At 61.9% G+C, this 12889-nt stretch carries 14 protein-coding genes; 2 read left to right on the top strand and 12 right to left on the bottom strand.

The window, feature by feature from the left end; all coding sequences use genetic code 11:
* Positions 1-71: 71 nt before the first annotated feature.
* Complete coding sequence (locus ABVK50_RS13090) at positions 72-1190, bottom strand: mandelate racemase/muconate lactonizing enzyme family protein (protein WP_353641154.1); 1119 nt, start codon at positions 1188-1190, stop codon at positions 72-74.
* A 263-nt stretch (positions 1191-1453) separates the two neighbouring features.
* Here ABVK50_RS13090 and folP point away from each other — a divergent pair, with 263 nt between their 5' ends.
* Positions 1454-2305: a dihydropteroate synthase gene (folP, locus tag ABVK50_RS13085; RefSeq protein ID WP_353641155.1), complete on the top strand. Its 852-nt coding sequence runs from the start codon at positions 1454-1456 to the stop codon at positions 2303-2305.
* Positions 2306-2314: 9 nt separating this feature from the next.
* On the opposite strand, the gene pqqE is transcribed toward folP, so the two are convergent.
* The 9 genes from pqqE to ABVK50_RS13040 form a co-directional block, all read right to left on the bottom strand.
* Positions 2315-3433, bottom strand: coding sequence for a pyrroloquinoline quinone biosynthesis protein PqqE (pqqE, locus tag ABVK50_RS13080; RefSeq protein ID WP_353641156.1), 1119 nt, complete (start codon positions 3431-3433; stop codon positions 2315-2317).
* Positions 3430-3726, bottom strand: a complete 297-nt coding sequence (pqqD, locus tag ABVK50_RS13075; RefSeq protein WP_353641157.1) for a pyrroloquinoline quinone biosynthesis peptide chaperone PqqD — start codon at positions 3724-3726, stop codon at positions 3430-3432. The genes pqqE and pqqD overlap by 4 nt, the downstream gene beginning before the upstream one ends.
* Positions 3723-4478 (bottom strand): pyrroloquinoline-quinone synthase PqqC, encoded by a 756-nt coding sequence (gene pqqC / locus ABVK50_RS13070; RefSeq protein ID WP_353641158.1) that lies wholly within the window; start codon positions 4476-4478, stop codon positions 3723-3725. The genes pqqD and pqqC overlap by 4 nt, the downstream gene beginning before the upstream one ends.
* Complete coding sequence (gene pqqB / locus ABVK50_RS13065; RefSeq protein WP_353641159.1) at positions 4475-5410, bottom strand: pyrroloquinoline quinone biosynthesis protein PqqB; 936 nt, start codon at positions 5408-5410, stop codon at positions 4475-4477. Before pqqB ends, pqqC begins: the two co-directional genes overlap by 4 nt.
* Before the next feature lie 132 nt (positions 5411-5542).
* The gene (locus ABVK50_RS13060; RefSeq protein WP_139043887.1) at positions 5543-5638 is read right to left on the bottom strand and encodes a pyrroloquinoline quinone precursor peptide PqqA; all 96 of its coding nucleotides are present in this window, start codon (positions 5636-5638) and stop codon (positions 5543-5545) included.
* Positions 5639-5820: 182 nt separating this feature from the next.
* On the bottom strand, positions 5821-6378 hold the full coding sequence (locus tag ABVK50_RS13055) for a PQQ-dependent catabolism-associated CXXCW motif protein (RefSeq protein ID WP_353641160.1): 558 nt from the start codon (positions 6376-6378) through the stop codon (positions 5821-5823).
* A 57-nt stretch (positions 6379-6435) separates the two neighbouring features.
* Positions 6436-7296, bottom strand: coding sequence for a substrate-binding domain-containing protein (locus tag ABVK50_RS13050; RefSeq protein ID WP_353641161.1), 861 nt, complete (start codon positions 7294-7296; stop codon positions 6436-6438).
* Position 7297: 1 nt separating this feature from the next.
* Positions 7298-7816, bottom strand: a complete 519-nt coding sequence (locus tag ABVK50_RS13045; RefSeq protein WP_353641162.1) for a c-type cytochrome, methanol metabolism-related — start codon at positions 7814-7816, stop codon at positions 7298-7300.
* A 177-nt stretch (positions 7817-7993) separates the two neighbouring features.
* Positions 7994-9892 (bottom strand): methanol/ethanol family PQQ-dependent dehydrogenase, encoded by a 1899-nt coding sequence (locus tag ABVK50_RS13040; RefSeq protein ID WP_353641163.1) that lies wholly within the window; start codon positions 9890-9892, stop codon positions 7994-7996.
* A 688-nt stretch (positions 9893-10580) separates the two neighbouring features.
* Between ABVK50_RS13040 and ABVK50_RS13035 the strand changes: the two genes are divergently transcribed.
* Positions 10581-10934 (top strand): hypothetical protein, encoded by a 354-nt coding sequence (locus tag ABVK50_RS13035; RefSeq protein ID WP_353641164.1) that lies wholly within the window; start codon positions 10581-10583, stop codon positions 10932-10934.
* A 147-nt stretch (positions 10935-11081) separates the two neighbouring features.
* Here the strand turns inward: ABVK50_RS13035 and ABVK50_RS13030 are convergent, their stop codons facing one another.
* Positions 11082-11939, bottom strand: a complete 858-nt coding sequence (locus ABVK50_RS13030; RefSeq protein WP_353641165.1) for a quinoprotein dehydrogenase-associated SoxYZ-like carrier — start codon at positions 11937-11939, stop codon at positions 11082-11084.
* A gap of 92 nt (positions 11940-12031) precedes the next feature.
* Positions 12032-12880 carry a quinoprotein relay system zinc metallohydrolase 2 gene (locus ABVK50_RS13025; protein ID WP_353645942.1) on the bottom strand — a complete coding sequence of 283 codons (849 nt, stop codon included), beginning with the start codon at positions 12878-12880 and terminating at the stop codon, positions 12032-12034.
* Between the last annotated feature and the right edge of the window lie 9 nt (positions 12881-12889).

Here is a 12889-nt window from a genome sequence, read left to right as displayed (position 1 = left end):
CTGAGGACGCAGCCGTAAGTGCAGTTGGTTGAGAGCTGCCGTCTGATGGAGACTCCGTTTATTCTCTGGGATCAGGCAAGGCTTTTGCCAAAACGCGCCATGCTGTCGGCCAGCAGCGTAGTGCTCGCGCCCGGCTGCTGCGGCAGGGCGTAGCTGCCGTCCCTGACGTCGATCGGCTCTTCGAAGTGGTCCTTGATCCACGGAATATATTCGAGGATCGTTGAGGCAGGATGCCAATAGCTCAGATGCACATGCACCTGGCTCATCTCGCCGGCATGCGGCGCCACGGGCAGTCTGTGGGCATGCGCGAGGTCGGCGACCTGTATGTACTCGGTTATCCCACCGAGCCGGGTGACATCCGGCTGAACGTAATGCACCGCCCCGGCCTCGATGAAGCTGCGGAACGCATCGATTGTGTAAAGCTGCTCGCCAAGGGCGACGGGTATGTTGGTCGATCGAGCAAGCTGCGCATGACTGCCGACATCGTCGTACCACGTCGGCTCCTCGAACCAGAAGAGATCGAGTTCGCTGGCCCGGGCGCAAAATCGCTTACATGTCGGAAGATCCCATTTGCCGTTGCCGTCCACCGCGATGCGGACGTCCGGTCCAACCTGGCGGCGGACTGCTTCGAGACGCGCAATGTCGGCGGTAGGATCGGCATGGCCGACCTTGATCTTGATGCGCGTGAAGCCGTCCTCCTCGACCGCTTTTCTGGCGAGGTCGAGCATCGTCGGCAGATCGTAGGATAGCCATCCGATATCGGTGTTGTACGCTTCAAGCCGCGCGGTTCTCGCGCCTCCCAGATATTTCCACAGCGGCGCCTGCGCTTGCTTGGCCGCCAGGTCCCAGAGCGCGACATCCACGGCTGCGAGCGCCAGTTGCGTGATGCCAGATCGTCCCACCCATTGCAGGGCAGGGCTGCGCGCCAGCTTGGTCCACAGCCTCGTTAGATCATTGGCGTCCTCGCCGAGCAGAAGCGGCGCGTAGCTGCCGCTGATGCAGGAGGTGATGAGGCGGTCGGAAGCGAGGTGCGCATGCGTGCCCGTAAAACCGTAGCCGATCAGGCCGCTGTCGGTGACGATTCGAGTGCCGACCACGCCCCAATGAGTGATGTTGTGAGTCGAGTCCGAAATGGAACTGCCCGTTACGGGCAAGTGCACGATGAACGGTTCTACGGCTGTTATTTTCATGGGAGCAACTCGTTGGGCGCGGTGCGACGCTGGTTGACGCCGCCTGCTTGCGTTTGCGGCTTTTTGGCCGGGTGGCAGCGGGCTTTGTACCCGCGGTCCTTGCTTAGCCGCCAGCGGGTGGGAGGGCAATTGGCACAGGCCGGTAGAGAGTCAGGCCTGCCGGAGATCCGCGCATGCGACGCCACGGATGCGGTAGTGATCTCTGAAACTTCGCTGTAGCGTATACCGGCGGAATTTCGCCGAAATATTGAGAGCCATCTGCCATGTCTTCAAAACCCTTCGACACGTCTCTTTGGCATCTCGCCCAGGGCAGGCAGCTCCAGCTCGGCGCGAAGGCGCTGCTGATGGGGATTCTGAATGTCACGCCGGACAGTTTTTCTGATGGGGGAGAGTTCGACAGGTCGGACGCGGCGCTCGCCCATGCACGCCAGATGATCGCCGAGGGTGCGGCAATCATCGATGTCGGCGGCGAATCGACCCGGCCCGGCGCCGAGCCGGTTTCGGCGCGCGAGGAACAGGTGCGCATCCTTCCGGTAATCGAAGCGCTGGCGGCCGAGGGCTGCATCATCTCGGTCGACACCTACCGGGAAGAAACCGCGCGCCTCGCGGTGCGGGCGGGTGCGCATATCGTCAACGACGTGCACGGCCTGCAGCGCGAGCCCGGTATTGCCCGCGTGGCGGCGGAGAACGGCGCCGGCTTGGCTATCATGCATACCGGCCGCGATCGCGAAAAGCTCTCCGACGTGATCGCCGACCAGTTTTTCTTCCTCGAACGGTCGCTGGAGATCGCGCGCGCTGCGGGGATACCGGATGAACGGATCGTGCTCGACCCCGGGTTCGGCTTCGCCAAGGATGGAGAAGAAAACCTTCAGCTCATGGCCCGCTTCGGCGAGTTGCGCGCGCTCGGCTTTCCGCTGCTCGTCGGTACCTCGCGCAAGCGCCTGATTGCCCATGTGGCGGGCGGCGACAGGGAGGCCCGCGATCTCGGCACAGCTGCCACGAGCGTCATTCTCAGGATGAAGGGCGCGAGCATTTTTCGCGTGCACAACGTGGCGATGAACCGGGATGCGCTGGCCTTTGCCGACGCTATTCTGGAGCGCGAGAGAGCCGGATAGGTCCCGGCGTCAGGCCGGTTCGGTCACTACGCCTATGCGGCGGTAGACGAAGCTTTCCGCTGTCCGTTCGTTTCCGGTCGAGTTGGCCGCGGCGATGAAATTTGCCATGCGGGCGTGGATCGGCGATTTCACGCAGGCGGGATCGGTCGCGGCCGGATCGCCGGCGATCGCCATCGCCTGGCAGCGGCAGCCGCCCCAGTCGATCTCGCGCCGCTCGCAACCGCGGCACGGCTCCTGCATCCAGTCGGTTCCGCGGAAGGCGTTGAATGCGGGCGAGTCCACCCAGATTTCGGCGAGCGTGCGCTCCCCGAAGCGGTCGAAGGTGAGGGACGGGATTGTCTGCGCGGCGTGGCAGGGCAGGACCATGCCGTCCGGCGCCACCATGAAGGCGTCTCGCGCCCAGCCGCCCATGCAGGGTTTCGGATAGATGGCGAAATAGTCCGGCGTAACGAAGTCGATATTCATGATCCCGGCGAGCCGCTCGCGCGCGGCCTCGACGATCTCGGCCTGGCGGTCTACCGCCGCGCGGTCGGGCATCAGCGCGTCGCGGTTGGTCAGCGCCCAGCCGGAATACTGCACATTGGCGATCTCGAGGCGCTCTGCGCCGAGGGATAGAGCGAGTTCGATGAACTCCGGCACTTCCTCGATGTTGTGGCGGTGGATCGGGGCGTTGATGGTGAGTGGCAGGCCGGCGGCCCGTGCGCGCCGCGCCGTCTCCAGCTTCTTCTCGTGGCTGCCGCGATGATTGCCGATCATCTCAGTCGTCGCCGACCGTGCGCCCTGGAAGCTCAGTTGCAGATGGTCGAGCCCGGCTTCGGCGAACGCCTCGACGCGGCCTTCGGCGATGCCGACGCCGGCGGTGATCAAATTGGTGTAGACGCCGCGCGCCGAAAGGCCAGCTATCAACTGCTCCAGGTCCCGGCGCAGAGTGGGCTCGCCGCCCGAGAGGTGAACCTGCAGAACGCCGAGATCGGCCGCCTGCTCGAACAGGTCGAGCCAGGCTTGCGTGTCCATTTCGCGGTTGGCCTTCAAAAGCTCGGTCGGATTGGAGCAATAGGGGCATTGCAGCGGACAACGATGCGTCAGTTCCGCTAGCATTCCGATCGGAGGGAGAAGCGGTTCGCTCATAGCTTCACCAGCAGTTTATCCGCCCATTCCTGCAGGAAGGCGGTTACATCGGAGGCAATTTCGTCCTCCTCGGCGCCATATTCCGCCGCAAGGTCGGCGATGATGTGGCCGACATCGGACTGTCCGTCGCAGCGGCGCAGAATGTCCAGGCTGATCTCGTTCGGCCAGAACACTTTTTCCGGCGACAGAACCGCATAGGCCTGCCGCACCGGATCGAACTGGATGCGCACGTGTTTTGGCAGCGACGGCGTCGATTGCCTTGAAACTATTGCCCTTTGCCGCGCCTCGATCATGGCTGCTGCTCGGGCCTGAAAGCGCCGGGTGGAATGTTTCCTGCCTGATAGGCATGCTGGAGCGCGTCGAGCATCGCCCACAGAATATCGCATTTCAGCACGAGCGCATCGATCGCCGCCTGCTGGCGCTCCGGCGTATCGGCGTGGCGGAGCACATAGTCGAGGGCGAAATCGGAATCGCGCGAAGCCTGCTCCGGCCGGCGGCTGAAATAGGCGAGCGTATCCTCTGTGATGTAGTCGTATTTGGCCAGCATCGCCGGTACGCGCTCGCCGATGATGACCGGCGAGAACAGTTCGGTGAGCGACGAGGCGATCGCTTCGAGCAACGTCGCATTGGCGCAGAAGGAGAAATAGGCGCCGACGGCGAAGCGCGTGGCGGGCAGGGCGAGCCTTTCGCTTTTCACTGCCTCGGCATCGAGGCCGAGCGAAGTGGCGAGATGCAGCCAGCGGGCGATGCCGCCGCTCCAGCCGTCCTCGCCGTCATGATCCTCGATGCGCTTGCGCCAGGCGGCGCGAAAGGCGGGATCGGTTGCGCGGGCGAGGATAATTGCGTCCTTGCGCGGGATGACCGCCTGGTAGCAGTAGCGGTTCAGCGCCCATGCCTGCAACTCGCCCTTGGACATGCCGCCGCTGGTCATTCGGTGATGGAGGGGATGGCGATTGTGGTAGCGCTCCGCGCCGACCCGCCGCAGAACGGCTTCAAGCTCAACCGTGGACAGGCCGTTCCTGGCGGCGTCGTGGAAATCGCTCACAATTCTATCTCCATACCGTCATAGGCGACTTCCCAGCCGGCCTCTGTGACCGCCGCGTGTTCAGGCGAGCTTTCGTCCAGAACGGGGTTGGTGTTGTTGATGTGGACGAAGATGCGGCGGCCGATCCTGACGTCGGCGAGGCCGGCGATGGAGCCCGCCCGCCCTGACATCGCCAGGTGACCCATGCGTGCGCCGGTCTTCTGCCCGACGCCGGCCGCGATCATTTCGTCATCGGTATAGACAGTGCCGTCGAACAGCAGGCAGGCCGCGCCGGCAAGCCGCTCCCGCAGTGCCGCGTCGATCCGGGCGCAGCCGGGAATGTAGAAGGCCGAGCGGCTGTTGCCGGCTGCAATGCGCACCGCGATCGTGTCGCCCTCTTCGGAACCGTAATCGGCCTCCGGCCGGCCTGAATCCTCCAGATAAAGCGCGACCTTTCCAGGCACGGCAAAGCTTTCGATCGTCACGCCGGTTCCCTGGCCGGTGGCGTCGCAGAGTTCCAATTCACCCAGCGCAGGCAAGGTGCGTCGCGGCACAACTGCCGGATCGAGCACGTTGAAGATGGGATTGGCCGCGAGCGCGGCGAGAACCCGTTCCGAGGCATAGATGGCGAAGGGCTGGCGCTCGCGAAGGCTGAGCAGGCCGGCGACGTGGTCGACATCGGCATTGGTGAGCGCGACGGCGCGTATCGGCGTCGAGCGCAACGGCGCGTCAGGCGCGGGCTGCAGTTCGGGCGTTTGCGCGATCTGCTGGCGGATGTCGGGGGAGGCATTGAAGAGAACCCAGCCGACGCCATCGGCAGAGGCGGCGAGGCTCGACTGCGTGCGCTGGCGTATCCCGGAAGAGCCTGCGCGGGCGGCGCGGCTCAGCCGGTAATTGCAGTTCCATTGGGGAAAACCGCCGCCGGCCGCCGATCCGACGATTTTCAGACGCATCGCCACAGTCCGGTTTCGAACTCCATACTTCCTTGACACGACAGGTATGGTACTGCCGCGGCCGGATACGTCACGCTTAATTCAAAGTCGGCAGCGCGCGCCGCTGTCGCCAGCGGCGCGCACCGACGCGGCCTACTTCTTGGGAGTAATTTCAGCAGGCAGGTACCGCGAGATTTCAAAGCCAGCAGCAACCTGGCACATGGTCGGCTTTGTCCAGATCTTCTTCATTCCGTTTCTCCTTTTCCACCGGCCCGAATGGACCGATCCTGTCGATATCCAACCGCTGCTAGGGCACCGTTATGCAGCGGCTCGTCCATTACGTCTCAAAATGGACTAATGAAAAGATTGGTCCTGAAAATTCAAAAACAACGCAGAAATTGCAACTCTGTCTCGTTTAATGCGGTCATGCTTCAATCGTTCACCACGTAGGGCGTATTGTCCTCCAGAGGAAGATTGGCGCTCTCCCAGCCATCCGATCCGAGCGGGTACCAGACCACCGAACCGTATCCCCATTCGAGCGCCCGTTTGGCGGCATTCCAGGACATCCAGCAGTCGGTCATGCAGTAAAACAGGATCGTGCGCGACTTGTCCGAGCCGGTGTTGGCCTCGAGCCCCTGGCGAAAATATTCTGCGGTTTCCGCCGAAATCGCACCGTAGCCCACATTGGCCAGCCACACGCTGCCTGGAATGTCCTTCCTGATCTTCTCCTTCCATATCGTTCCCGCCGGCAGGTTGGCCGGCTTCGGAGCCTGCGGCATCACATCGAAGAAAACCGCCTTCTTCTCCCGCCACAGCGCCTCGGCTTCGCTCGTCGTCACCACCTTCGCTCCTTGCAGCGTATCCGGCACCGGCGCCCGATATTCGTCCATCCGGTAGCCGGCGGGCTCTTCGACGCCGCCGGCGCAAACCGGTCCGGCCAAGCCCAGAAAGCCCGCTGCGAGCAGCAAAAGCAACGATTGTGACTTCATCTCCTTCTCTTCATCACCCGCCGCAACTTCCGGTCCGAACGGGCCTGTTCACTAATTCTACTGCGTGATCGGCTTGTCCTGCTCGTCGATCAGCGGCACGCTGAAGTCGAGCAGGATCTTGTTGATCTCAGACTGGCTGTCCTTAATGACGCGGTTCAGCGTCCGCTTCCATTCCTGGTCCGAAGGCCGCACGCCCATGGTGATCCGGTAGATCATGCGGGACCCGGTCTTTTCCTTGATCAGTGGGACGATCTCGAGATCGGCCCCGGATTTCTTGGCGTAGTAGCCTGCCATCGGACCCCACACGATCGCGGCGTCGATCGAGCCTGCCATAAGATCCTTGATCATGACCTCGGCCATCGACGGCATCACTCGCGTGTCGACCATCAGCGGATAAACCTTGGCGCCGCGCATGAGCTTGGTCACCGCCATGTTCGCAGTGGGAGGCGTTCCGCCGACCACGCCGATCTTCTTGTCCGAGAGCTTGGGATCCTCAATGGTCTCGACGCCATCGAGGCCGCTGCCCTTCTTGAAAACCAGCACATAGGCCGACCGGTAGTAGGCGTTGGTGTTTTGAACCAACTCGTCGCCCTGAGCGTATCCCATGATGACGTCGCAGCGGTTAGCCCTCAGCGTATTGCGCACGAAGCCGGTGACCATGGGAAACCAAGTGTAGGCAACGGATTTCCGGCCGGTCTTTTCGGCGATCAATTCGGCGAGCTTGTTCTCGAATCCCTCGCCGCTTTCGTCGGTGAAGGGCATGTTCGAGGGATCGGCGCAGACGCGCAGCACCTCGGGATCGACCAGTTCGCCGGCGGCGCCGAGACCGGCGCCCTGGGCCAGCGCCGTCCCGGGGACAAGAGCGGCCGCTGCGGCAGCGAACAGGAACAAGCGCAGCTTATGGCGGAAGCGGCTCATCTCACCCTCCCATGCAGGACGCTTCGTCGTCCTTCGCTTGCTGGGGCTTCTCCGCCTTCTTGGGCGGGCGGCCTCGGGGTGCTGCCCCGACAGCGCGCGCGCGCAGATAGACGTAGAGGTCGTCCATGTAACAATAGACATTCTTGTTGTCGCCGAATGCCGGCATGACGCTTTCCTTGCCGGCGCCGAGATTCTTGCGTCCCTCGGCTACGATCGACAGGAAGGTTCCGTAGTCGATGTTCTTCATCGTCTCGGCCAGAGCGGGGGCGTAGCTGGAGCCGACACCGTCGGGCCCGTGGCAGACATGGCAATCGGAATGATAGCGCCGATAGCCGCTGAACGTGTACCAGTCGACGGTGCCGTCTTCTTCGATCTTGAAAGTCGGATTTCCATCGGCATCGTAATATTTACCGTTTTCATCTGTGACTGCCGCGGCCTTCTCCCTGTCGTCGGCCGCCTGTGCAAAACCGGCCAGCGGCAGAAGCAGAGCAAGAACCGAAACTACTTTGCGAACGGACATTCAGACCTCTTCCATAATTCGCCACGGACACAGCTTTGCTGTCGCTATGCGGCGTTGACAGGTGTGTTGTGGTTGCGTGGCGAAATCGAGAGCCCGGCGGCATCGCCGGGGATCCGGGCTCTCGTTTCTCAGGCCGCAGGCCTCGTCATGGCCTTGGCCGTGCCATGTTCCCGAATATCAATCCGGGAGGCCAAAGACGGTGAGCTGACCGCCCAGCGTCGTGTAGTCGGCAAGAGCGGCATAGCCACCCACCGCGCCGAGGCCGGCCGTGGAGATCGACTTTTCTTCCTCGGTCGGAGCTCTCTCGCCCGCCACTGCCGTCTGCCAGGCTGCGGCGCCTTCGGCTCCCAGAAGGCCACCGGCGAGGCCGATGCCGGCCCAACCACCCACACCCGAAAGGACGGCAATGTACTGCTTGCCCTCATGTTCGAACGCGTTGATGTTGCCGATGATGCCGGAAGGCGTCTTGAACTTGTAGAGTTCGTTGCCTTCGTTATCCACCGCCTTGATGTAGCCTTCCAGCGTGCCGTAGAAGATGACGTCGCCTTCGGTGGCAAGCGCGCCGGACCAGACCGAGAACTGCTCGGGCTTGGACCAGACGATCTCACCCTTGGCTGCGTCCCAGGCAATGAAATTGCCCATGCCGCCATGGCTGTTCGGAGTCGGGTACATCGCCACTGTCGCGCCTACATAGGGCTGACCGGCGGTGTAGCTGACCTTGTAAGGCTCATAGTCCATGCAGACATGGTTTGTCGGCACGTAGAAAAGACCAGTCTTCGGCGAATAGGTCGCCGGCTGCTGGTCTTTCGTTCCAAGAGCGGCCGGGCAGATGCCCGTCGTGTTGACGTCCTCGCCGTTCTGCTGAGTCGAGTACTCGGCAACAACCTGCGGACGGCCATACTGCTCGCTCGCCGGATCCATAACGACTTCCGTCGCCCAGTTCACCGTTGGATCATACTTCTTGGCGACGAGAAGCTCGCCGTTCGCACGGTCCAGGGTGTAGGCAAAGCCGTTGCGGTCGAAGTGAACAAGCACGTCGCGCTGCTGGCCGTCGATGTCCATGTCGTCGACAAGGATCATCTCGTTGACGCCGTCATAGTCCCACTCGTCGTGCGGGGTCATCTGGTAAACCCATTTGGCCATACCCGTATCCGCATCGCGTGCGAATATGGTCATCGACCAGCGATTGTCGCCCGGACGCTGCACGGGGTTCCAAGTCGAGGGATTACCCGTTCCGTAGTAGACCAGATTTAGCTCCGGATCGAAGGCAAACCAGCCCCAGGTCGTTCCGCCGCCGGTCTTCCACTGCTCGCCTTCCCAGGTGCTGATGCCGGAATCGGGTCCGACAGGCTTGCCGAGATGGGTAGTCTTCTCGGGATCCATCAGCGTCTCAGAGTCCGGTCCGGTGGAATAACCCTTCCATGCGAGCGAACCGTCCTTGAGATTGTAGGCCGCTATCCAGCCGCGGACGCCGAATTCCGCGCCGGATACGCCAATGAGCACCTTGTCCTTGAAGACCATCGGTGCGGCGGTGCCGGACTCGCCTTTGCTGCCGTCGGTTTCGGCATTCTTCACCGACCAGACAACTTCGCCGGTCTTGGCGTCGAGCGCCACGACAGTCGTGTCGGCCTGGTTCAGAATGATCTTGCCGTCGCCATAGGCAACACCGCGATTGACAGTATCGCAGCACATGATCGGAATGACGTTCGGATCCTGCTTGGGCTCATATTTCCAGAGGATCTTGCCGTCATTCTTGAGGTCGAGGGCGTAAACGATATTCGGGAACGGCGTGTGGACGTACATCACGTCGCCGATCACCAGGGGGCCACCTTCATGGCCGCGCAGCACGCCCGTGGAGAATGTCCACTTGACCTGCAGGTCCTTCACATTGTCCTTGTTGATCTGGTTCAGTTTCGAATACCGGGTGTTGGCATAGTCACCCGTTGGCATCGCCCAATTCTTGGCATCCGCCGATAGATTCATCAGCTCTTCATTGGCCGAAACTCCAATTGCCGAGGCGCACGTTAGTAACGCCGCTGCAAATGGTATACAGATTGCTTTCCTGAATACACGCATTTGATATCCTCCCGAGGGTCACAATCAGGAATCGACCGTTGAGCCCACAAGGGCTTGCCCAAGCGATTCGTGTGGGGGGAAGTATTTCCGGCAGCGTGTCACGACCTAAGCCAGATGAGCAGAGGGCACCTTTACTGCCCACCTCACTTGGCCTACGAAAGACTGTCGCCGCTCCCTATGACGGTGACGCCCTTGAAGCCGGAAACAGGGAAAGGCTATGTCATAACAAAGCGGCAGGCAAGCGAAAAACCTGCGTAATATGTTTTGCAGCGCAATATAAATAATATTGCAATGCACAATACGGGGAAGGTCCATAGATATACTGTCATGACAACTAACAATTCTGCTGTGCGCGCTACCGAATAAATTCTTTTATGTAAAGCAAAAGGAAAAATTGTCGCAAGACTCCCGAATTGGGCTCGTCGGATACTTTGCTTTTTTGAAGCGCGACCGGAGTTTTTCGCATAGCCTGTAAACGCAACATGGACCTCACTTCAACTGGGCAGGGCCGTTGGGGTCAATCGTGACCGTCGCGCTCATTGCAAGGCCGCCTCGGGATGGCGTTTTCGCTCCATCCGTGATCCGCCTTTAGTCCTACTAACTGCTTGACTGACTTTGCCAAACGTCGCCAACTGGGGCGACCTTGAACCCGCTTGAGTGCGGGCGCCCACTACGGAGGATTCGCTGCATGAAAAAGCGGCCCCAATTTTTCACCTTGCCGCTCTGTCTGGCTTCAATATTGAGCTGCGCCAATCCGGCGATAGCGGCGGGGGATTACCCGACGATCGCTCTTGCCGACTATGTGTTGGGCTGCATGAAATCGAACGGCCAGACGCGTCAGGCGCTGGAGCGCTGCTCGTGCTCGATCGATGTCATCGCGTCGATCATCCCCTACGAGCGCTACGAGGCGGCAGAGACGTTCAAGCAGATGGCGCAGACAACCGGCGAGGCGAGCGGACTGTTTCGCGAAAGCCCGCCGGCAAAGACCGCCGGCTCAGAGCTGAAACGCGCCCAGGCGGAGGCGGATATCCGCTGCTTCTGAAGCGTCGTGCGTCCTTCGAGGCTCGCTTTCGCTCGCACCTCAGGATGAGGGATGTCGGCGCCCTGCGTCCCTCATCCTGAGGTGCGAGCCCTTCAAAGGTCGAAATACTAGCGCGAGGCTGTGTGGCGAGCCTCGAAAGACCCACAATCAGAGCCCGGCTGCCTCCAGTGGCCACTGGTCCTTGAAGACCTTGCCCTCGGTGTCTGTCGCTTCGACCGTGATTTCGCCGCTCGCGCCCGGCGCGAAATCGAATCGGAAATTGGGATCTTCCGAAATCGATATTCCGCCTTCCATTGCGAGGATCAGCCGGTCGCCTTGCGAGACCGAGAAATTCTGAACGAAATGCGCCGGAATGAAATATTGGGTCAGCGGATCGCGCTGCAGGCCCGAATTGTTGGGATGCCGGATCATCAGCTGCAGTTCCGGCGCATTACTCGCCGTCTCGCCCGCCGCTGGCGAAAACTGGCGCAGCTTCATCTGTCCCATTGAGGCCAGCGCTTCGTCCGTGTTCTTGACCGCCGGCGCTGAGCACCCGCCCGATGCCTTGACGAAGGTCTGCGACATGTGGAGCTCGCCGCCTTGGGTCTCGGCAATCGCACGCAGATAGGAGTAGTCGTCGACGCGTACGCGGGTCGACAGATGCGTAACGCCGGAATCCTTGCCGATCTGGAACGTCGCCGCCACCGGGGCGGGGTTCACGTCTATGATCATGGTCACTGATTTGATGCCTTCGGGCGCCTTGGCGGGATCGATATAGATGTCGACCGGCACCAGCGCCGCATCCTGCGCGCGCTTGGGCGCCTCGATACGAACGAGGCCGGTATCGGCGAGGATCGGCCGGTCGCCGAATACGTCGCCCTTCAGGCTCGACCAGATCCGTTCCGACGATTTGGGGGATTGCTGCGCCACCGCAGCTCCGGTGACGCCTATAAGCGAACCCGCCACGATGAAGCAGGCTGCGGCCGCTATTGCGAGCAGCCGGTTCCAGGACGCGCTGACTTGCATTCGGTGCCTCCACCGGTTCGAAAGGTGGTGCCCAGGCAGGCCGGCATGATAATCCTTCGCCGAAGCCTTGGCAAACTGCCCCGACCCGACAGCTATTCCCATTCGAGTTCGGCGTAGGCGGCGGTCGCGTTGCGCTCGTTGTATTCGTCGAACAGCGTCCAGTTGGACGCTTCGCTTCGGCCGGCGGTCTTGACCGTCTCGGCGAGTGGCCGGCCTTCGGCGATGGCCTGGCGGATATCGCCGGCAAGAACCTCGAAATAGCGGCGCTGCGCCTCCAGCGCCTCCGGCCAGTCGGCCGCTGCGGGGCCGTGACCCGGCACGACGCGCCGGGCGTCGATCGCAGCGATGGCATCCATCTGGCGCATCCAGCCAAGCAGCGAGCCATCCAGCGTTGGCAGATGCTCCATGAAGACGAGGTCGCCGGCAAACAGCGTGCGCGTGCGGGCGTCGAAGACGGTGACATCGTTGTCGGTGTGGGCTGCTTTCCACGCCCGAACGTCAAGTACGCGGTTGCCGAGGTCGAGTTCGGAGCGATCGGCGACCAGTTGCGCCGGCGGCACGATCTCGATGCCCTCCATCAGCGCATCGCCGAGCTGGTTGCGGTAGTTCCGCAGATAGAATACGCCGCGCGCTTCGAGCGCGCGAGGCAGATTCTTGTGGCCGACCACCGTCGCCCCGATGTCGCGGAACGCCGCATTACCGAAAATGTGGTCGGGATGCATGTGGGTGTTGATCAGGAAGCGGACCGGTTTTGGGGTCACCTGCCTGATCGCGGCGATGAAAGCCCGTGCCTCGACGAGACTGCCGCCGCTGTCGACCACCGCCGCCGCCTCGTCGCCGACCACCAGCCCGAGATTGCAGACCGCGCCTTCATTGCTCGGGGTCATCAACTCGTTCTTGCCCCGGAAGGCGAAAACGCCGTCGGCGATCTCGCTCAACACGAAGTCCTG

This window comes from Mesorhizobium sp. WSM2240 (assembly GCF_040438645.1).
In the GTDB taxonomy this organism is placed as follows: Bacteria; Pseudomonadota; Alphaproteobacteria; order Rhizobiales; family Rhizobiaceae; genus Allomesorhizobium.
The sequence above is the reverse complement of the archived record's forward strand: the minus strand, read 5'-3'. Positions and strand labels throughout refer to the sequence as shown.